The sequence below is a fragment of the Roseovarius sp. MMSF_3281 genome (assembly GCF_030733685.1).
In the GTDB taxonomy this organism is placed as follows: domain Bacteria; phylum Pseudomonadota; class Alphaproteobacteria; order Rhodobacterales; family Rhodobacteraceae; genus Roseovarius.
Window position 1 is genome coordinate 94853 of record NZ_JASHIM010000008.1, and the last position, 19074, is coordinate 113926.

Annotated in this window: 20 protein-coding genes; 9 read left to right on the forward strand and 11 right to left on the reverse strand. The window is 62.0% G+C overall.

What is annotated here, in order from left to right:
• Nucleotides 1-38 precede the first annotated feature (38 nt).
• From RBB32_RS10300 to RBB32_RS10330, 7 genes are all read right to left on the reverse strand, one after another.
• Entirely contained in the window at nt 39-485 is a 447-nt protein-coding gene (locus tag RBB32_RS10300; protein ID WP_306152619.1) for a DMT family transporter, read from the reverse strand.
• A gap of 12 nt (nt 486-497) precedes the next feature.
• On the reverse strand, nt 498-1058 hold the full coding sequence (locus tag RBB32_RS10305; RefSeq protein ID WP_306152620.1) for a CvpA family protein: 561 nt from the start codon (nt 1056-1058) through the stop codon (nt 498-500).
• A 28-nt stretch (nt 1059-1086) separates the two neighbouring features.
• Nucleotides 1087-2451, reverse strand: coding sequence for a DNA repair protein RadA (gene radA / locus RBB32_RS10310; protein ID WP_306152621.1), 1365 nt, complete (start codon nt 2449-2451; stop codon nt 1087-1089).
• Nucleotides 2452-2578: 127 nt separating this feature from the next.
• Nucleotides 2579-3298 carry a DNA repair protein gene (locus tag RBB32_RS10315; RefSeq protein WP_306152622.1) on the reverse strand — a complete coding sequence of 240 codons (720 nt, stop codon included), beginning with the start codon at nt 3296-3298 and terminating at the stop codon, nt 2579-2581.
• Nucleotides 3299-3457: 159 nt separating this feature from the next.
• On the reverse strand, nt 3458-3931 hold the full coding sequence (locus RBB32_RS10320) for a paraquat-inducible protein A (protein WP_306152663.1): 474 nt from the start codon (nt 3929-3931) through the stop codon (nt 3458-3460).
• A 64-nt stretch (nt 3932-3995) separates the two neighbouring features.
• Nucleotides 3996-5129, reverse strand: coding sequence for a carboxylate-amine ligase (locus tag RBB32_RS10325; protein WP_306152623.1), 1134 nt, complete (start codon nt 5127-5129; stop codon nt 3996-3998).
• Nucleotides 5130-5238: 109 nt separating this feature from the next.
• Nucleotides 5239-6738 (reverse strand): CoA-acylating methylmalonate-semialdehyde dehydrogenase, encoded by a 1500-nt coding sequence (locus tag RBB32_RS10330; protein ID WP_306152624.1) that lies wholly within the window; start codon nt 6736-6738, stop codon nt 5239-5241.
• A 103-nt stretch (nt 6739-6841) separates the two neighbouring features.
• Between RBB32_RS10330 and RBB32_RS10335 the strand changes: the two genes are divergently transcribed.
• Together RBB32_RS10335 and RBB32_RS10340 are read left to right on the forward strand one after the other, a co-directional pair.
• Nucleotides 6842-7732 carry a LysR family transcriptional regulator gene (locus RBB32_RS10335; protein ID WP_306152625.1) on the forward strand — a complete coding sequence of 297 codons (891 nt, stop codon included), beginning with the start codon at nt 6842-6844 and terminating at the stop codon, nt 7730-7732.
• A gap of 61 nt (nt 7733-7793) precedes the next feature.
• The gene (locus RBB32_RS10340; RefSeq protein WP_306152626.1) at nt 7794-8228 is read left to right on the forward strand and encodes a CBS domain-containing protein; all 435 of its coding nucleotides are present in this window, start codon (nt 7794-7796) and stop codon (nt 8226-8228) included.
• Here the strand turns inward: RBB32_RS10340 and RBB32_RS10345 are convergent, their stop codons facing one another.
• From RBB32_RS10345 to RBB32_RS10355, 3 genes are read right to left on the reverse strand one after another with little or no spacing between them, the layout of a single operon-like run.
• Complete coding sequence (locus tag RBB32_RS10345; RefSeq protein WP_306152627.1) at nt 8229-8807, reverse strand: TIGR02281 family clan AA aspartic protease; 579 nt, start codon at nt 8805-8807, stop codon at nt 8229-8231.
• A 37-nt stretch (nt 8808-8844) separates the two neighbouring features.
• A complete protein-coding gene (locus tag RBB32_RS10350; RefSeq protein ID WP_306152628.1) occupies nt 8845-9480 on the reverse strand; it encodes a MarC family protein in 636 nt (211 codons plus the stop codon).
• The gene (locus tag RBB32_RS10355; RefSeq protein WP_306152629.1) at nt 9477-11333 is read right to left on the reverse strand and encodes an ABC-F family ATP-binding cassette domain-containing protein; all 1857 of its coding nucleotides are present in this window, start codon (nt 11331-11333) and stop codon (nt 9477-9479) included. The genes RBB32_RS10350 and RBB32_RS10355 overlap by 4 nt, the downstream gene beginning before the upstream one ends.
• A 132-nt stretch (nt 11334-11465) precedes the next feature.
• Here RBB32_RS10355 and ndk point away from each other — a divergent pair, with 132 nt between their 5' ends.
• Nucleotides 11466-11888 (forward strand): nucleoside-diphosphate kinase, encoded by a 423-nt coding sequence (gene ndk / locus RBB32_RS10360; protein WP_306152630.1) that lies wholly within the window; start codon nt 11466-11468, stop codon nt 11886-11888.
• 77 nt (nt 11889-11965) lie between these two features.
• Here ndk and RBB32_RS10365 read toward each other — a convergent pair whose 3' ends face one another.
• Entirely contained in the window at nt 11966-12100 is a 135-nt protein-coding gene (locus tag RBB32_RS10365; RefSeq protein ID WP_306152631.1) for a hypothetical protein, read from the reverse strand.
• 256 nt (nt 12101-12356) lie between these two features.
• On the opposite strand from RBB32_RS10365, the gene RBB32_RS10370 reads away from it, so the two are divergent.
• The 6 genes from RBB32_RS10370 (at nt 12357) to ftsZ (ending at nt 18995) form a co-directional block, all read left to right on the forward strand.
• Nucleotides 12357-12989, forward strand: a complete 633-nt coding sequence (locus tag RBB32_RS10370; RefSeq protein ID WP_306152632.1) for an XRE family transcriptional regulator — start codon at nt 12357-12359, stop codon at nt 12987-12989.
• 96 nt (nt 12990-13085) lie between these two features.
• The gene (murB, locus tag RBB32_RS10375; RefSeq protein WP_306152633.1) at nt 13086-14009 is read left to right on the forward strand and encodes a UDP-N-acetylmuramate dehydrogenase; all 924 of its coding nucleotides are present in this window, start codon (nt 13086-13088) and stop codon (nt 14007-14009) included.
• 106 nt (nt 14010-14115) lie between these two features.
• A complete protein-coding gene (locus RBB32_RS10380) occupies nt 14116-14994 on the forward strand; it encodes a D-alanine--D-alanine ligase (RefSeq protein WP_306152634.1) in 879 nt (292 codons plus the stop codon).
• Complete coding sequence (locus RBB32_RS10385) at nt 14982-15848, forward strand: cell division protein FtsQ/DivIB (protein WP_306152635.1); 867 nt, start codon at nt 14982-14984, stop codon at nt 15846-15848. Before RBB32_RS10380 ends, RBB32_RS10385 begins: the two co-directional genes overlap by 13 nt.
• Nucleotides 15849-15852: 4 nt before the next feature.
• Nucleotides 15853-17187, forward strand: a complete 1335-nt coding sequence (gene ftsA / locus RBB32_RS10390; RefSeq protein WP_306152636.1) for a cell division protein FtsA — start codon at nt 15853-15855, stop codon at nt 17185-17187.
• A gap of 188 nt (nt 17188-17375) precedes the next feature.
• Nucleotides 17376-18995 (forward strand): cell division protein FtsZ, encoded by a 1620-nt coding sequence (ftsZ, locus tag RBB32_RS10395; protein ID WP_306152637.1) that lies wholly within the window; start codon nt 17376-17378, stop codon nt 18993-18995.
• The last annotated feature ends 79 nt before the right edge of the window (nt 18996-19074 follow it).

Below are 19074 nucleotides of genomic sequence, written 5' to 3' on the forward strand. Positions count from 1 at the left end.
CTTTTTGATGCGTTTCGCGCGCGGCACCTGACGTGGCGTCAAAAGCGCGACAGGACGATCCCGGCCAGAACCAATCCGGCGGCGAGCAGGCGATTGAAAGAAATCGCTTGAGCCTGCAATCCGAAGAGACCGTAATGGTCAATCACCAGCGCGGCGGTGATCTGTCCAAGGATCAGAACGGCCACGAGGGTCAGCACCCCCAAGATCGGCACGCTGTAAAGCGCGGCCCAGACAAGGAAGGCCCCCAGCAACCCGCCGGAGAGCAGGACAAGCGGTGCATGGGGGGCCTGCAGCACGGCGGGCCATTGGCCGAAAAGCAAAGATGCAATCGAAAGTGCGATCAGCCCCACGGCAAAACAGATCGTCGTTGCGCCAAGGCTGCTGCCGATATGACGCGCCAGCCCGGCGTTGATCGGGTTTTGCAGCGAAATCGCGACACCGGCCATCGCGGCAAGGCCCAGGGCGATGATATAGCTGTTCGACATCACCTTATGTCCCTACTGCGGGGCGTCGCAGGCACCGACAAGCTGTTCGTATTGTTGCGTGATCCAGCCAAGGGCCTGTTCGGGGTTGCCGTCTTCGACCTTGTCGGTAAGGCGGCTGAAGACACGGGCGGAACGGCTATCGTCGATCATCTGGATGTTCTGGCTGGTGATGACGGTTTCATAGACGAAATAGGCGATGGCCACCAAGAGGATGCCGCGCGCCACACCGAATATGAAGCCCAGCCCCTGATCCAGCCCGCCAAGGGCCGAGCGTTGCACGAGCGAGGAAAACAGCGGTGTGATGAAGGAGGCCACGATCAGCGCCACGGCAAAGACGGCGGTGAAGGCGGCGATCATGCTCAACTCGCAACTGTCGGCGATGAAGTCGCCGACAACGGGCACTTCCTTGACCAGCGGTTCCACCTGTGGGGCGAAGATGAAGGCCAGAAGGCCCGCCACGAACCAACCCGCGATGGCGAGGGACTCGCGCACGAAGCCGCGCGAATAGGCCAGAAGCGCCGACAAGACGATAATCAGCGCGACAACGCCGTCGATGATGGTGAAACCTTCCATGTACCTGTCCCTAGCTGCGTGCGGCGCCTTATCCTGCGCCGAAAATGTCACCTACGAATGCCGTCAGATCGCCCAGTTGGGTCAACGTGAGGCCGGATTTGCCCCCGGGTTTCCCGCCCGCTGGCACGATTGCCGATGTGAAACCAAGTTTTTGCGCTTCTTTCAACCTGTTTTCGGTCTGACCTACGGGCCGAAGCGCTCCGGAAAGGCTGATTTCCCCGAAAACCACGGTTTCGGCGGGCAGGCTGCTGTCTTCGCGCGCACTGAGCAGGGCGGCGGCGACGGCCAGATCGGCGGCGGGTTCGGATATCTTGATGCCGCCCGCGACGTTGAGGTAGACATCAAGCCCCGCAAAGGGGATGCCGCAGCGTGCCTCGAGTACGGCCAAGATCATGGCAAGGCGCGACCCATCCCAGCCCACCACGGCGCGGCGGGGTTGGCTGTGGGGTGTTGGCGCGACAAGCGCCTGCATTTCCACCAGCACGGGCCGGGTGCCTTCGATGCCTGCGAAGACGACCGAGCCGGGGGCCGGATCGCCACGCCCCGAAAGGAAAAGCTCGGAAGGGTTCAAGACCTCGGCCAGCCCGCCGCCCGTCATCTCGAACACGCCGATTTCATCGGCGGGGCCAAAGCGGTTTTTGACGCTGCGCAGGATACGAAACTGGTGGCCGCGCTCGCCTTCGAAATAAAGCACGGTATCGACCATGTGTTCGACCACGCGGGGGCCGGCGATCTGGCCCTCCTTGGTGACATGGCCCACCAAGATCACGCTGGCCCCCTTGCGCTTGGCAAAGCTGGTCAGTTCGTGGGCGGCGGCGCGTACTTGGCTGACGCTGCCCGGGGCGCTGTCGACGTTGTCGGCCCAGACGGTCTGGATCGAGTCGATCACCACGAGGTCGGGTTTTTCAGCCTCCAAGGTGGTGAGGATATCGCGCAGCGAGGTCGCGGCGGCAAGCTTTACCGGGGCGTCGCCCAGCCCAAGGCGCTGGGCGCGCATACGGATCTGTGCGCTGGCCTCTTCGCCCGACACGTAAACGGTTTTCAGGCCCGCACCCGCAAAGCGCGCGGCGGCCTGCAAAAGCAGGGTGGATTTGCCGATGCCCGGGTCACCGCCCACCAGAATGGCGCTGGCTGGCACCATGCCGCCACCAAGCACGCGGTCCAGCTCGGCAATGCCGGATTGGGTGCGGGGGGGCGGCGTTTCCTCGGCAGAAAGATCGGTCAGGGTAAGGGCGGTGCCGCGTTTGGCACCAAGGGATTTCGAGGCGGGGCCGGTGGACAGCGGTGTATCTTCGACGATGGTGTTCCATTCGCCGCAGGCGTCGCACCGCCCGGACCATTTGGAATAGACCGCGCCACAGGCGGTGCAGGAAAAAGATGCCGTTTTTGCCATGGCCCGCTATTGCCCCATCGGGGTGGGGGCGGTCAAACCCTAAAGCGGTCTGCAATCGGCCCGACACATCAGAGAAAGGCGGAACGCGGACAACGACTGAACGGTGCACCGCATTTCGCGAAACGCCTTATTCGGCGGCTTTTTCGGTTAACGGGACGATGGTACCATCTTGGCGCGCCATATCCTCGTGGCCCAGTTCGGGCAGGATATCACGCAGGTCGTCGCGCAGGCGTTGCAGTTGGCTGGCCGCGACGCTTTCTTCCAGCTCCACCTCGTGCGCCCAATGGTGCAATTCCTGGCAGACCTGCTTGGCCTGCACCAGTCGGGTGTTGAAGGTTTCGATTTCCTGCTGGCGCTGGGTAAGGAAGGCGCGGGCGCGGCTGACTTTCTCGTCGGAATAAACCTCGGCCAGTTCCTTGCTGATAAAGGACATTTGTGCGGCCACCTCCAAAAGCGCGGGTTCCAGATCGCCAAGGTCGGGATGTTCCCGCAGATAGGCCAGCCGCTCGCGCACGGCGTCAAATTCGGAACTGAGGTGAAACAGGCCCTCGCGGTCGGCGCCATGGGCCGCCGCATAGGCGCGGGCGATATCCATCATGCCGATCTCGAATTTGCGATGCGAGTTTTCCAGCCGCATGATCCGCCCGTTCATCGGCACGAAAAAGCATATCAAGACCGCCGTGGCGGTAAGGGCGATTTGGGCGATTTGCCCAGCGTTTTGGTAGGTGGCGCCGTTGAATTCGGCGCTGAATTCCAACCAGGGCATCGCGCCGAAGGCGGCCATGACGGTAACGGCGGTCAAGGTGAGCGCGGCGAGGATAAAGGCGACAACCGCCAATCGCTGCATCAAGAACTGAAGTAAGACAAAAAACGATTTGAATTGGTTCGACATGACTTTCCCCCCAGAAAGTGATCTAACCCAAAGTATAGGCAAGTTTATGCTGGCCCCCCGCAAATCCCCAAGGGGAAATTGTGAAGATTTGTGTCATGGCGCGGAAACCGGGGCTTATGACCCCTTTTTTGTTTCCGTTTTGGCGACAATCTTGGGGTTTCGCGCTGACTTTTCCGTCGCGTAACCAATGGCGATGGAGGCAAGGATACAGCCGGTGAAAAGATAGAGGCCCCAGGCCACCTCGATCCGTCCTACGCCGATACCCTTGGACAGCGTGATGTAAAGCGCGATCAAAAAAACATCGGCCATGGCCAGCTTGCCCATGATTTGAAGAACCGGCAGCACCTTGCGGCGCAAAAGGCCAAAGTGGATCAGGGCCAGCCCGATGGTTTTCATGTAAGGCGCGAACAAGGCGAACACGGTCACGACGAGGGCCAGGAAAACATCACTTTCCCACAGCGATTGCAGCCCGGTGATGACGCTGATCTCGGATAGTGCGAAAAGCGGCAATAGACCCGCGCGCATCAAGGGGGCAAACCATGCGACGGGAAACAGCACCAAAAGGGCCAGGTTGGCGAATTTCAACATAAGCGGCCCCTTGGCAATCACCATGGAACGATCAACTATGACCCGCGGCACGAGGTTGCAATGCCTAGAGATCGGCGTGGAATTCCTCGATCAGGTGGCGCACAACGGCGCGCATGGCATGATCCTGATCGTCCTCGGCATGAAGCGCCTCTGAATAGGCCTGTCGTTGGCGGCCGGCGGATGTGCCTGTGCGCAGCATCTCGCGGGTATTTTCCACCTCGGACGCGGATTCGAAAAACTGCGCGTCGTCCTGTAAAAGCTCGATCAATTCTTCGACCAGACCGGCCATGGGGATGATCTCACCAAGGCCGAAGTCGATCAGCCCTTCACGCACACCGTAGCGTTGCGCGCGCCAGCGGTTCTCGGCAATCAGGAAGCGATCGTAGATACGCCAGCGTTGGTTTTTCACAGCCAGCCGCCAAAGCATCCGCGACAGGGCTTGGACCATTGCAGCAAGGCTCAAGGCATCTTCAAGACGGGGCTGGACATCGCAGATGCGCGATTCCAGTGTCGGAAACTGATGCGAGGGGCGCAGATCCCACCAGATTTTCGAGCTGTCCTCGATCACCTCGAGATCGACAAGCGCCTGAACCGAGCGTTCAAATTCGCCAAAGCTTTCCATGCGGGGCGGCAGGCCGGTTCGCGGCAGGTTGTCGAACACCGTCAGGCGATAACAACTTAGCCCGGTATCCTGCCCCTGCCAGAAAGGGGAGGAACACGACAGCGCCAGAAGATGCGGCAGGAAATAGCTTAGCTGGTTCATAAGGTCGACGCGGCGGTCGGGCGGGTCGATGCCCACATGCACATGCATCCCGCAAATCAACATTCGCCGCACCACGCCTGCCAGATCCCCGGCAAGGTGGTTGTAGCGTTCCTTGTCGGTGTGTTTCTGGTCCCGCCAGTCGGCGAAGGGATGGCAAGAGGCAGCAATCGGCGCGAGGTTATGCTTGGCCGCGCAGGCCGATACCGTGCTGCGCAGGCGCTTGAGGTCTTCTCGCGCCTCACCCACGTTGCGACAGACCTTGGTGCCGATTTCGATCTGGCAATTCAGGAACTCGGGGCTGACCTGATCCTGAAGCTGCGCGCGGCATTCTTCCATCATCGCTTCGGGGGCGTCGGCCAAGGCCATGCTGTCACGGTCAACCAGAAGGTATTCTTCCTCGATGCCGATGGTGAACTCGGGGTGGATCAGGGCCATGGGTACCCCCTTTGCCATGTTATCGCACCATATCAGCACGGGCAGGCGGGGGCGCGCAATGCAAAACGCCCGCCGAAGGGGCGGGCGTTCTCGTTGGTGTGGCCGTGGGTTAATCCATGGCCTTGAAGTTGAACTCGCCACCTTCCTTGATGCCCGAGGGCCAGCGGGAGGTCACGGTCTTGGTACGGGTGTAGAACTTGAAGGCGTCCGGGCCGTGCTGGTTGAGGTCGCCGAACATGGATTTCTTCCAGCCGCCGAAAGTGTGATAGGCCAGCGGCACGGGGATCGGAACGTTGACGCCGACCATACCGATGTTGATGCGGTTGGCGAAATCGCGGGCGGCGTCACCGTCGCGGGTGAAGATGGCCGTGCCGTTGCCCATTTCGTGATCAATGGCCAGATTGATCGCCTCTTCGTAGGAACCCGCGCGCACGGTGCTCAGGACCGGGCCGAAGATTTCCTGTTTGTAGATGTCCATGTCGGGAGTCACCTTGTCGAAAAGGTGCGGACCGACAAAGAACCCGTCTTCGTATCCCTGAAGTTGGAAGTCGCGGCCATCGACAACCAGCTCCGCGCCTTGGTCGACACCAGATTGCACAAGGCCAAGAATTTTTTCCTTGGCCGCACCGGTGACGACGGGGCCGTAATCCACGTCATCGCCCGCGGTGTAGGGGCCGACCTTCAGCTTCTCGATACGCGGGACCAGCTTTTCGATCAGGCGATCGGCGGTTTCATCGCCAACGGGCACAGCGACCGAAATCGCCATGCAGCGTTCGCCGGCAGCGCCGTAACCGGCGCCGATAAGCGCATCGGCGGCCTGATCCATGTCGGCGTCGGGCATGATGATCATGTGGTTCTTCGCACCGCCGAAGCACTGCACCCGTTTGCCGTTCGCGCAGCCACGCGAGTAGATATACTCGGCGATCGGGGTGGAGCCGACGAAGCCCACCGATTGAATGACCGGGTGGTCAAGGATCGCGTCAACCGCTTCCTTGTCGCCGTTCACCACTTGCAGCAGACCTTTGGGCAGGCCGGCCTCTTCCATCAGTTCGGCCAGCATCAGCGGCACCGAGGGGTCACGCTCGGACGGCTTGAGGATGAAGGCGTTGCCGCAGGCCAGTGCCGGGGCGAACATCCACATCGGGATCATCGCCGGGAAGTTGAAGGGGGTGATGCCCGCCGTCACGCCAAGCGGCTGCTTCATCGAGTACATGTCGATGCCGGGGCCGGCGCTGTCGGTGAATTCACCTTTCAGGAGTTCCGGTGCACCGATGCAGTATTCCACCACCTCGAGGCCACGTTGCACATCGCCCTTGGCGTCGGGAAAGGTTTTGCCGTGCTCAGACGACAGGGCCTCGGCCAGCTTGTCCATATCGCGGTTCAGCAATTGGACGAACTTCATCATCACCCGCGCGCGGCGCTGCGGGTTGGTGGCGGCCCATGCGGGCTGTGCGGCGGCGGCGATTTCAACCGCTTTGTTCAGCTCTTCGTTGTTGCCGAGCGGGCATTTGGCCTGCACCTCGCCGGTGGCGGGGTTGAAGACATCGGAAAACCGGCCCGAAGTGCCATTGACATGGGCGCCGTCGATATAATGCGTCAGTTCTTTCATGGAATCCTCCCAATTCGAGATTTAAGCCTAGCTTAGTCTTGCAGCGATCCCCGTAAAAGGGGCAATATTCCAAAAGTGTTTTGCAAAAACGCAAAGGTACCCGATGCAGTGGGATGATCTGAAAACCTTTTTGGCCGTGGCGCGTAGCGAAAGCCTGTCACGGGCGGGGCGAGTGTTGAAGGTGGACCCGGCCACGGTGGGCCGACGGGTGGCGCGGCTTGAGGCCGATGTCGGCGCGCCTCTGTTTGCCAAATCGCCCACCGGGTATGCCCTGACCGACGCGGGCCAGCGGTTGATGTCGCACGCGGTGCGGGTGGAACAGGCGGTGGAAGGCGCCGTTGAGGAATTGGCCGGGCAATCCGGCGGGCTGACCGGCCAGATCAGGATCGGCGCACCGGACGGGGCCGCGAATTACCTGCTACCACAGGTCTGCGCCAAGATCGCCGAAGAAAACCCCGATTTGGAGGTGCAGATCGTGGCGCTTCCACGGGTATTCAACCTGACACGGCGTGAGGCGGATATGGTGATCGCCGTCAGCCCGCCCACGGCGGGGCGGTTGAGCGTTCAGAAGGTCGCCGATTACCGGCTGCATCTGGCGGCCTCGAAATGCTACCTTCGGCAGGTGCCCCCGATCGAGCGGTTGGAAGACCTGAAAGGTCATCGCGTCGTGGGCTATATCCAGGACATGATTTTCGACAAGGAACTGGATTATCTGCGCGAAGCCGGGGTGACGACCGTAAACCTTGCGTCCAATTCGGTGGCGGTACAGCTCAACTGGGTCAGGCATGGGGCCGGGATCGGTATTTTGCATGATTTCTCCATCCCGGCGGTGACGGATGTGGTGAAGGTTTTGCCCGATGCCCTGAGCCTGACGCGGAGTTTTTACCTTGTGCGTCATGCCGATGATCGACGGTTGGAGCGGCAGAACCGCTTTGCTGCCGCTTTGGTCGACGGATTGCGGCGCGAAGTGGCACGGCTTGAAGCGCTTACTTGACAGAAACTTTATTATCGTAAACCGTGGTATACGCGACATAAAACAATCGGAGGGCTGCGCAATGCTCGTGCAACAAATCTTGAAATCCAAAGGGGACCACAAGGTTGTCACGGTGAAGCCCGGAACGCTGGTCTCGGACGCGGCGCAAACGCTGGCGGAACGCCGGATCGGTGTGCTGGTCGTGTCGCGCGATGACGAGAAGATTGACGGCATCCTGTCAGAGCGCGATATCGTCCGCTCCTTGGGGGTGCGCGGCGCGAAATGTCTGTCGGAAACCATTGACGAGATGATGACCGCCAACCCGGTGTGCTGTTCGCGGCAGGACAGCTCGGACGCGGTGTTGGCGCGGATGACCGATGGCCGGTTCCGCCACATGCCCGTGGTTGAAGACGGCAAGCTGATCGGCATCGTGACCATCGGTGACGTGGTCAAGTCGCGGCTTCAGGAGTTGTCGATGGAAAAAGACGCCCTTGAAGGCATGATCATGGGGTACTGATCACCGCGTCAGGATCAATTTCCCGCCGCCGATTTCGACGCTGGAAAACCGCTGTAGGTAGTCCATTCCCAGCAAGGAACCTTCCATCGCGCCGTCATTCACGACGGCGCGCACGTTATTGTCCTTGATCGGGCCGATGCTGACGGTATCGAGTTTCACCGGCGCTGTGCGCACTTCGCCATTGGCAGTATAGGCCCGGCCAAGATATACGAGCTCATCTACATCAAGGCCGACGCGGCGGGCGTCGGATTTCGACAGAACGATCTGCGTGGCCCCGGTATCGACGACAAAGCGCACCGGTTCGCCGTTCACATCCGCAGTCAGGTAATAATGCCCATCGGGCGCGCGGGGCAGTTCGATCTGCCCGGATTGCGCCACGACCGTTTGCGCGGGCGCCACGCTTTGCCGGATGTCGCCCCAAAGGCCCACAACCGCGATGCCCCCAAGGAAAATAAGCCCCCAAGCCGCCGCTTGTTGGGCCAGTTTGCCAATGGATTGGCGGTTTTGCGCGAAGAACCACAGGCCGATGGCCGACCCGAGGATCACAAGATAAACCAAACTGGCAGGATCGTTTTGCATGGGCCAGATATAAGGCGGCGTCAGGGCTTTTGAAAGGTCAGGCGGCGATCCCGAAACCGCGCAACCCGTCAAGCACGAATTGCACCGCCAAGGCCGCCAGCAACATGCCCAAAAGGCGCGTGACCACGTTGATGCCCGTCCGCCCCAGGGCGCGCTCCAATATGCCTGAGGTCAAAAACAGCACGAAAACCATGCCGACCACGCAGAGCATTACGCCAATCACCCAAGCCAGCCCTTCAAGCCCCGGTTTCTGCCCGGCCAGAAGGATCACCGTAGTGATCGACCCCGGCCCGCCAATCAGGGGAATGGCCAGCGGAAAGATCGAGGGATCATCGCTGTCGTCTTCTTCCTCGGCCTCGTCGGCTTGCGATTTGCGCCGCTTGCTGCGCCGTTCGAACAGCATGTCGAGGGCGGTGAGGAACAACAATATCCCGCCCGCAATGCGGAAGGCGGGCATGGAAATTCCGATAAAGCCAAGCACCGCCTCACCGAAGCTGGCAAAGACAATAAGGATCAGCGCGGCGGTGACACAGGCGCGCAAGGCGATGGCGCGGCGCTTGGCGGTGCTCATGCCCTGGGTCATGGCCACGAAAAGCGGTGTCATGCCGATCGGGTCGATGATGACGAACAACGTGACAAAGGCGGTGATCAGGAAGGCGGTATCGACGATCATGGGCGTTCTGCCTCCTCCAGCCGTTCAAGGGCGGCTATCCACAAGGTTTCGGCCCGGGCCAGACCGTCTTCGACCTCGGCGAATTTCTTTTGCCATTCGGAGGCTTCGTTTACGCGCGCTTCGTCATACATGCCCGGATCGGCCAGCTTGGCCGAGATACGTTCGTGCATCTCGGTCAGTTTCTCAACCCTTGCTTCGCATTTGCGCACCTCTTGGCGCAGGGCGAGGACGGCGTCGCGCGAGGGGCGTTTGGGTTTCTCGGGTTTGGATCTCGGGGCCTGTTTCGCGGTGCTGTCGCCCGAAAGAAGCATGTCGCGGTAGGTTTTCAAATCGCCCTCGTAGGGGGCAACGCGCCCGTCCTTGACCAGCCAAAGCCGGTCGGCCACCAGTTCCAGAAGGTGCATGTCGTGGCTGACAAGGATCACCGCGCCGCTATAAGCGGTCAGCGCCTCGACCAAGGCTTCGCGGCTTTCGATATCAAGGTGGTTGGTCGGCTCGTCAAGGATCAGAAGATGCGGCGCATCCAGTGTGGCCAGCATCAGCGACAGCCGCGCCTTTTGCCCACCCGACAGCCCCTTGACCATGGTTTCCGCCTGTTCGGCCCCGATGCCGAAGCCGCCCAGCCGGGCGCGCAGTTTCGCCGGGGCCTCATCGGGCCGCAATCGGCGGATGTGATCGATGGGGGTTTCATCAAGGTGCAACTCCTCCACCTGATGCTGCGCGAAATAACCAACGCGCAGCTTCGAGGCGCTATGCACCCGTCCATCCATTGTCTCAAGCTTGCCTGCCAAAAGTTTGGAGAGCGTGGATTTCCCTTCGCCGTTGCGCCCCAGAAGCGCGATGCGATCATCCTGGTCAATCCGCAGGTCCAGACGGTTAAGCACCGCTTTCCCGTCATAACCAACGGCGGCCCCCTCCAGCCGAAGGATGGGCGGTGAAAGTTCCTCGGGCTCGGGGAAGGTGAAGCGGCGCAGCGCGGCTTCTTGCGGTTGGGTGATCGGCTCCATCCGGGCAAGGGCCTTGATCCGGGCCTGCGCCTGCTTGGCCTTGTCGGCCTTGTAGCGAAACCTGTCGACATAGGACTGAAGATGCGCGCGGCGGGCCTCTTGTTTCTTGGCCTCCGACTGCGCGGCGGCCAGACGTGCGGCGCGGGTCTTGGCAAAGGCGTCATAGCCGCCTTGGTAAAGCGTCAGTTTGCGGTCTTCGAGATGCAGGATGGACCCCACTGCGCGGTTCAAGAGCCCGCGGTCGTGGCTGACCACCAGAACCGTGTGCGGATAGCGCGCCAGATAGCTTTCCAGCCAAAGCGCGCCTTCCAGATCCAAGTAGTTGGTAGGCTCGTCCAAGAGCAGAAGATCGGGTTGCGCAAACAGCACGGCGGCCAGCGCCACGCGCATCCGCCAGCCGCCGGAAAAGGCGCTGCAGGGCATTTGCTGTTCGGCATCGGTAAAGCCAAGCCCCTTGAGGATGCTGGCGGCGCGGGCCTCGGCCGACCATGCGTCGATATCGGCAAGGCGGGTTTGGATTTCGGCGATCCGCGCGCCATCTGACGAGGTTTCGGATTCGGCCATCAATTCGGCCCGTTCGGTATCGGCGGCCAGCACGGTATCAATCAGCGACACCTCGTTGCCCGGTACCTCTTGGGCCACGCCGCCGATGCGGGCGCGGGCGGGCAGGGCGATTTCCCCGGTTTCCAGCGCCAGTTCCCCCCGGATCAGGCGGAAAAGCGTGGTTTTGCCGGTGCCGTTACGGCCCACCAAACCCACCTTGTGGCCATCCGGAATGGTGGCCGAGGCGTGTTCGATCAACGGGCGGCCCGCCACCGAATAAGATATATCGTCAAGTCGCAGCATGGCAGGGGTGTGACGCAATCCCGGGCAGGCGTCAATCGCGGCTTTTCAAAGGGCCGACCCCATGCTATCGGAGCCGCGATCAAACGCGCGCGGGACGGTTCCGCGCCCCATTCATCAAGGAAAGAGGCTGACATGGCTGTGGAACGCACCCTGAGCATCATCAAACCCGATGCCACCAAACGCAACCTGACCGGTAAGATCAACGCCAAGTTCGAAGACGCGGGCCTGCGCATCGTTGCGCAAAAGCGCATTCAACTGACCCCCGCCCAAGCCGGTGAATTCTATGCCGTGCACAAAGAGCGCCCGTTCTATGGTGAACTGTGCGAATTCATGGCGTCCGAGCCGGTTGTCGTGCAGGTGCTGGAAGGGGAAGGCGCGATTGCCAAGAACCGCGAAGTGATGGGCGCAACCAACCCTGCCGATGCGGCGCCGGGTACGATCCGCGCCGAATTCGCGGAATCGGTTGGCGAAAACTCGGTCCATGGGTCGGACGCGCCGGAAACGGCGGCGGTTGAGATCGCTTTCTTCTTCTCGGGGCTGGAGCTGGTGGGCTAAGCCACAGCGCCTTGACCGTGAAAACGCTTGGGTCGTGCCCTTACGGGGCGCGGCCTTTTTCTTTTGTTTGCAGTGCTTTAGATGCTGGCGAAGTCGTTGAAGACCTTGCGTGGATCGCCCTGCGAGAGAGGGGCCTGCGGCGTCGCGGGGCCGGCCTGCTTCGGCTCATCAGTTGCCTGTTGGGGAGGTTGGAGAGGTTTTGCGCTGCCCATTGGTCTGCTCCTTTTTTATGAGGCAAACCAGCCGGCTGGCGCGCGGCTGGCGCCTGTTTATCGGAACAGGATACCACGCAAATAGGGCGGAAATGTGGCAGGCTTCACGCCGCGGCAAACGTACGAGTCGTACGGTTTACCCCCGATTTTCGTACGAAAATCGCGCCGCTTGCGGACCCGTTCGTACGAGTCGTACGAAACTTGCAATTCCGGTCCGGAGTATTCATGGTTGAGCGCCGTCTGCAAAGGACCGAATATGGCTGATCCAAATCTGCGCCAAAACCCCCATAAGGTCCGTGAGACCCGCGAGAAGAACCTTGAAACCGCGATCGGGCGCGAAGTGCGCGAGGTGCGCCGTGCCCGCGGTATGACGGTGGCCGATCTGGCCGCGGCGACGGGGTTGTCCGTGGGGATGCTTTCGAAGATCGAAAACGGTGTCACCTCGCCGTCGCTGACGACGCTGCAAAGCCTGTCTGCGGCGTTGAGCGTGCCGGTCACGGGGTTTTTCCGGCGCTTCGAAGAGCGTCGCGAGGCGGTGCATGTCAAGGCGGGCGAGGCGGTGGAGATGGAGCGCGCGGGCACGCGGGCGGGCCATCAATACAATCTGCTGGGCCACTTGGGGGCCAATAACAGCGGTGTGGTGGTGGAACCCTACCTGATCACGCTGAACGAAACCTCGGATGTGTTTCCGACGTTTCAGCATGAGGGCGTCGAGCTGCTTTATATTCTGGAGGGCGAGGTCGGTTATCGCCATGGCGACCAGAGCTTTCACCTGCGGCCCGGCGACAGCCTGTTTTTCGATGCCGACGCGCCGCATGGGCCGGAAGAACTGATCGAGCTGCCGATCAGGTATCTTTCGGTGATCTCGTACCCGCAGGGCGGGAGTTGAGGGCTTGACCCTTGGCGGTTGGCCGGGGGGCCTGCCTGCCGAAAAGTTGAAGCCGGGGCGCTTGCCCTTTTCCGTGCGGGGGACTAAGCCGCGCGTATGACTGAGATGCCTGAAGTTCGTGGAAGATTGACGCAGGATCGGCTGTTGGCCGATCTGACGTGGTTGCGCGTGGGTGGCCCGGCGGATTGGCTGTTTCAACCGGCCGATATCGAGGATCTGGCGCATTTCCTGCGCGCGTTGCCCGGCGATGTGCCGGTCTTTCCCATGGGGGTGGGCAGCAACCTGATCGTGCGGGACGGCGGCCTGCGCGCCGTGGTGATCCGCATGGGGCGCGGCTTCAACGGGATTTCGGTTGAGGGCAACCGGGTGACGGCGGGGGCGGCGGCGCTGGACGCGCATGTGGCCAAGAAGGCGGCGGCGGGCGGTGTTGACCTGACCTTCCTGCGCACCATTCCCGGCGCGATCGGCGGGGCCGTGCGGATGAACGCGGGGTGTTATGGCTCGTATGTCGCCGACCACCTGGTGCAGGCGCGTGCGGTGACCCGGGAGGGGGAGATTGTCACGCTGACCCCTGAGCAGTTGAATTTTCAGTACCGTCAGAGCGATCTGCCCGAAGGTTGCGTGATTGTCGAGGCGGTTTTCGAGGGGGCGCAGGGCGACCCCGATGCCTTGGCCGCGCACATGCAAGCACAGCTTGAAAAGCGCGACGCGACACAGCCCACCAAGGACCGCACCGCCGGGAGCACCTTTCGCAACCCGGCGGGATTTTCCAGCACGGGCCGGGCCGATGATGTGCATGACCTCAAGGCCTGGAAGGTGATTGACGATGCGGGCATGCGCGGGGCGCGCAAGGGCGGCGCGCAGATGAGCGAGAAGCATTCCAACTTCCTGATCAATACCGGCGATGCCACGGCGGCGGATCTGGAAGGTTTGGGCGAAGAGGTGCGAAAAAAGGTTTTCCAAAACAGTGGAATAGAGTTACACTGGGAGATCATGAGGGTCGGAGAAACGGCCCCGTAACGCCAAGGCAGGCGATTTTAATAAGAGTGAACCGATCTAACGGTTCTGGACATTGAGGCACGAGTTGGGACTTTCGAGCGGAAAATCCCCGACTGTGGCGGTGATAATGGGTGGCCCCTCGGCTGAGCGCGAGGTGTCGCTGTCATCAGGACGTGAATGCGCCGCCGCATTGCGGGAAGCAGGATACGAGGTGGTCGAGGTCGATGCAGGCCGCGACCTTTCCGTGCAGCTTGCCGATATGTCACCCGATATTGTCTTTAACGCCCTGCATGGACGCTGGGGCGAGGATGGTTGCGTGCAGGGCCTGTTGGAGTGGTTGGGCCTGCCTTATACGCATTCCGGGGTCCTGGCCTCGGCTTTGGCGATGGATAAAGAGCGCACTAAAGCGGCCTATCGCGCCGAGGGTTTGCCGGTGGTGGAAAGCGTTCTGGCCGCGCGCGATGCGGTACGTGCGGCGCATGTCATGACCCCGCCTTACGTGGTGAAGCCCTACAACGAGGGCTCCTCGGTCGGGGTTTACCTTGTGCATGAGGAAGCCAACGGGCCGCCGCAATTGTCCGAGGAAATGCCCGGGGTGGTGATGGTTGAGGCCTTTGCGCCGGGGCGCGAGTTGACGACGACGGTGATTGGCGACCGGGCGCTGACCGTGACCGATATCCTGACCGATGGCTGGTATGACTATGACGCCAAGTACAAGGCGGGCGGGTCGCGCCACGTGGTGCCAGCCGATATCCCGCAAGAGATTTTCGACGCCTGCATGGAGTATGCCAAGCGGGCGCATGATGTGCTGGGATGTCGCGGGGTGAGCCGGACGGATTTCCGTTGGGATGAGGCGCGGGGCCTTGATGGGCTTGTGCTTTTGGAGACCAACACGCAGCCGGGGATGACGCCCACGTCGCTGACGCCCGAGCAGGCGCAGGCGGTGGGCATGTCGTTCCCTGAGCTTTGCGCATGGATGGTGGAGGATGCCTCGTGCAACAGGTAGGTCGCCCTGATCCCGCGCCCTCGCGCTGGGCTTACCGGTTCGAGCGGCTGATGCTGACGCCGCTGTTTCGCAAGCTGTTGCGGGTTGGTGTGCCGTTCTGCCTGAGTTTTGCCGCCGGGGCGATTTACCTGTCCGACGAGGCACGGCGCGATGCGCTGGTCCTGAAGGTGGCGGAGATCCGGCAGGAGATCGAAACCCGGCCCGAATTCATGGTGCAGCTTTTGGCCGTGGAGGGGGCAAGCACCGGGGTGGAAGAGGATATTCGCGAGATATTTCCCTTCGACCTGCCGGCCAGTTCCTTCGATCTTGAATTGGAGCATGTGCGCGAGATGATCGTCGGCCTGCCGGCGGTGGCCGATGCCGATGTGCGGGTACGGCAGGGCGGTGTCCTGGTGGCCGAGGTGACGGAACGCCAGCCGGTGGCCGTGTGGCGCACGCGCGACGGTTTGGCCGTGGTCGATGCCGAGGGGGTCAGCGTGGCGGATCTGCGCCATCGCTCGGACCGCGCGGATTTGCCGGTGATCGCGGGCGAGGGGGCCGACAAGGCGGTGCCCGAGGCGCTTGAGATTTTGCGCGCCGCGGCGCCCCTGGCCGACAAGATGCGCGGGCTTGTGCGCATGGGTGAGCGGCGTTGGGACGTGGTGATGCAGCGCGGCCAGCGGATCATGCTGCCCGAGGCTGAGCCGGTGCGCGCGCTGGAGCGTGTGATCGTGCTGAACGAGGTGCAGGACATGCTGGCGCGTGATCTGGTGGCGGTGGACATGCGGCTTGCGTCGCGGCCCACCCTAAGAATGAACGAGGCGGCCACCGAGGAATGGTGGCGGATAACAAAGATAAGCTCAGGGGCAGAATAAGAACATGATCGAGCTTTACGAATCCCAACGTGCGATGCGCAACATGCGCAAGGCGGCGATGCAGCGCGGTGTGGTGGCGGTTCTGGATGTGGGCACGTCGAAGATCGCCTGCCTGGTGCTGCGCTTTGACGGGACCGAGCGGCTGCGCGAGGCCGATGGTATCGGCGCCATGGCGGGGCAGGCCGGGTTCCGGGTGATCGGCGCCGCGACGACGCGGTCGCGCGGGGTGCGCTTTGGCGAGATCGACGCCATGACCGAGACCGAGCGCGCCATTCGCACCGCCGTTCAGGCGGCGCAGAAGATGGCCAATATCCGGGTGGATCACGTGATTGCCTGTTTCTCGGGGGCAAGCCCGCGCTCTTACGGGTTGGCCGGCCAGGTGGAGTTGGAAGGCCACACCGTGAGCGAGCAGGACATCAGCCGGGTGCTGAGCGCCTGTGACGTGCCCGATTACGGCGAGGGGCGCGAGGTGCTGCATGCCCAGCCGGTGAATTTCGCCTTGGATCACCGCACCGGCCTGAGCGATCCGCGCGGGCAGATGGGGCAGGAGTTGTCGACCGATATGCACATGCTGACCGTGGATGCGGCGGCGGTGCAGAACCTGGCGCATTGCGTGAAGCGTTGCGATCTGGAACTGGCGGGTTTGGCCAGTTCGGCCTATGTCAGCGGCGTCTCGGCCCTTGTCGAGGACGAACAGGAGCTGGGTGCAGCCTGTATCGACCTTGGTGGTGGCAGCTCTGGTATTTCGGTCTTTATCAAGAAGCACATGATTTATTCGGACAGCGTGCGCATGGGCGGTGACCATGTGACTGGCGATATTTCCATGGGGCTTCAGGTGCCGCAGGCCACGGCCGAGCGGATCAAGACCTTCTACGGCGGTGTCGTGGCCACCGGCATGGATGACCGCGAGATGATCGAGATCGGCGGCGAGACCGGCGATTGGGAGCATGACCGGCGCACGGTAAGCCGGGCCGAGTTGATCGGGATCATGCGGCCGCGGGTCGAGGAAATCCTCGAAGAGGTGCGCGCGCGGCTGGATGCCGCCGGGTTTGACCATCTTCCCAGCCAGCAGATCGTGTTGACCGGCGGCGGCAGCCAAATCCCCGGCCTGGACGGATTGGCCAGCAAGATATTGGGACAGCAGGTGCGGCTTGGGCGGCCCCTGCGGGTGCATGGCCTTCCGCAGGCGGCAACCGGGCCGGGCTTTGCCAGCGCGGTGGGCATGTGCCTTTTCGCGGCGAATCCCCAGGACGAATGGTGGGACTTCGAGATCCCCGTCGACAGGTACCCGGCACGCTCGCTGAAGCGGGCGGTGAAATGGTTTAAGGACAACTGGTAACCGCAATATATGGTAAATTCGGCAAAATCCCGCGTGTTAGCGCAAAAACCCGGCCATATTTTGTGGTTTTTTGGTGTTTTTTAGGTGACGCGAGGGTTAACGATCGGTAAGAATACCGTAATATACGCGGATTTTACGGCCTGTCGGGACAACAGGCGAAACAGGCACAACAGCAGGCGGACAGAGCAATGACATTGAACCTCACGATGCCCGGACATGACGAACTCAAGCCCCGGATCACCGTTTTCGGTGTGGGCGGCGCAGGCGGCAATGCCGTCAACAACATGATCGAGAAGAACCTCGAAGGTGTTGATTTCGTCGTGGCAAACACGGACGCACAGGCCCTTTCCCAGAGCAACGCGGAGCATCGCGTGCAACTGGGCGTGAAAGTGACGGAAGGTCTGGGGGCAGGGGCCAAGGCCACCATTGGCGCGGCTGCCGCCGAGGAAAGCATCGAACAGATCGTCGACCATCTGGCGGGGGCGCATATGTGCTTTATCACCGCTGGCATGGGCGGCGGCACCGGGACAGGCGCCGCGCCGATCATCGCACAGGCCGCGCGTGAACTGGGTGTTCTGACTGTGGGTGTCGTGACCAAGCCGTTCCAATTCGAAGGCGGCAAGCGCATGCGCCAGGCCGAGGACGGTGTGGATACACTGCAAAAGATGGTCGATACCCTGATCATCATTCCCAACCAGAACCTGTTCCGTCTGGCCAATGAAAAGACCACCTTCACCGAAGCCTTCAGCATGGCCGACGACGTGCTGTATCAAGGGGTTAAGGGCGTCACGGACCTGATGGTGCGTCCGGGCCTGATCAACCTTGATTTCGCCGATGTGCGCGCCGTGATGGACGAGATGGGCAAGGCGATGATGGGAACAGGCGAAGACGCGGGCGAGGATCGGGCCGTGCAGGCCGCCGAGAAGGCCATTGCCAACCCGCTTCTGGATGAAATCAGCCTGAAAGGTGCCAAGGGTGTGTTGATCAACATCACCGGTGGGCATGACCTGACGCTGTTTGAACTGGACGAGGCGGCCAACCGTATCCGCGAGGAAGTGGATGCCGATGCCAATATCATCGTCGGTTCGACCCTTGATACCTCGATGGACGGAACGATGCGCGTGAGCGTTGTCGCCACCGGTATCGACGCCAGCGATGTCAGCCACGACATCCCGGTGCCGCGCCGCAGCCTTGCCGAACCTCTGAAGCCTGCCGAAGTGCAGGAAGAAGCCCCGGTTGAACAGGCGGCCCCGGCCCCCGTGGCCGCGCGCAGCACCGAAGACCAGCCCAGCATGTTCAACGATCTGGATGCACAGCGCGCCGCCGCCGAGGACCAGATGGAAGACATCTTTGAAGAGGCCCCGGTGGAGGAGGCACAAGACGATTTGCCGCCGCCCGCCTATACGCCGCGCGTTGAAGAATTCGCCCCCGCGGCACAGGCCGATGAGGACGATGCGCAGCTTGACGCCTTTGTCGCGCCGAAAGCACCGGCACCGGGCACGCCGTCGCCCGAGGCGATGGCACGCTTGCAGCACGCGGTCAGCAAGGCCCCGGGCCAGCGCCCGTCCGCCGCGCCGCAGCCCGCCCCGGTTGAACAGGCCCGTCATCATCAGGCGCAGGACAAGTCGCGTTTCGGCATCAATTCCCTGATCAACCGGATGACAGGCCATGGCCACGAGGCCGAGGCCGCGCCGCGCCCGAGCCGTCAACAGCCGACCATGCAGGCCCCGCAGCCGCAGCAATCGGCGCAGGACGAAGAGGACGAACAGATTGAAATCCCCGCGTTCCTGCGTCGTCAGGCAAATTAACGCGTGCTTTCAACAGTCATTCAAGGCCGCCTTCGGGCGGCCTTTTTTGTTGAAATAACAGGGGGTTAGGGAGGTTTGT

Coding starts and splice junctions, on each gene's coding strand:
- murB (WP_306152633.1), top strand. CDS start 13,086: ATGACTGAGATGCCTGAAGTTCGTGGAAGATTGACGCAGGATCGGCTG.
- RBB32_RS10325 (WP_306152623.1), bottom strand. CDS start 5,129: ATGGCCCTGATCCACCCCGAGTTCACCATCGGCATCGAGGAAGAATAC.
- RBB32_RS10330 (WP_306152624.1), bottom strand. CDS start 6,738: ATGAAAGAACTGACGCATTATATCGACGGCGCCCATGTCAATGGCACT.
- radA (WP_306152621.1), bottom strand. CDS start 2,451: ATGGCAAAAACGGCATCTTTTTCCTGCACCGCCTGTGGCGCGGTCTAT.
- ftsZ (WP_306152637.1), top strand. CDS start 17,376: ATGACATTGAACCTCACGATGCCCGGACATGACGAACTCAAGCCCCGG.
- RBB32_RS10355 (WP_306152629.1), bottom strand. CDS start 11,333: ATGCTGCGACTTGACGATATATCTTATTCGGTGGCGGGCCGCCCGTTG.
- ftsA (WP_306152636.1), top strand. CDS start 15,853: ATGATCGAGCTTTACGAATCCCAACGTGCGATGCGCAACATGCGCAAG.
- RBB32_RS10320 (WP_306152663.1), bottom strand. CDS start 3,931: ATGTTGAAATTCGCCAACCTGGCCCTTTTGGTGCTGTTTCCCGTCGCA.
- RBB32_RS10370 (WP_306152632.1), top strand. CDS start 12,357: ATGGCTGATCCAAATCTGCGCCAAAACCCCCATAAGGTCCGTGAGACC.
- RBB32_RS10335 (WP_306152625.1), top strand. CDS start 6,842: ATGCAGTGGGATGATCTGAAAACCTTTTTGGCCGTGGCGCGTAGCGAA.
- RBB32_RS10305 (WP_306152620.1), bottom strand. CDS start 1,058: ATGGAAGGTTTCACCATCATCGACGGCGTTGTCGCGCTGATTATCGTC.
- RBB32_RS10380 (WP_306152634.1), top strand. CDS start 14,116: ATGGGTGGCCCCTCGGCTGAGCGCGAGGTGTCGCTGTCATCAGGACGT.
- RBB32_RS10365 (WP_306152631.1), bottom strand. CDS start 12,100: ATGGGCAGCGCAAAACCTCTCCAACCTCCCCAACAGGCAACTGATGAG.
- RBB32_RS10300 (WP_306152619.1), bottom strand. CDS start 485: ATGTCGAACAGCTATATCATCGCCCTGGGCCTTGCCGCGATGGCCGGT.
- RBB32_RS10340 (WP_306152626.1), top strand. CDS start 7,794: ATGCTCGTGCAACAAATCTTGAAATCCAAAGGGGACCACAAGGTTGTC.
- RBB32_RS10345 (WP_306152627.1), bottom strand. CDS start 8,807: ATGCAAAACGATCCTGCCAGTTTGGTTTATCTTGTGATCCTCGGGTCG.
- RBB32_RS10315 (WP_306152622.1), bottom strand. CDS start 3,298: ATGCAGCGATTGGCGGTTGTCGCCTTTATCCTCGCCGCGCTCACCTTG.
- RBB32_RS10350 (WP_306152628.1), bottom strand. CDS start 9,480: ATGATCGTCGATACCGCCTTCCTGATCACCGCCTTTGTCACGTTGTTC.
- ndk (WP_306152630.1), top strand. CDS start 11,466: ATGGCTGTGGAACGCACCCTGAGCATCATCAAACCCGATGCCACCAAA.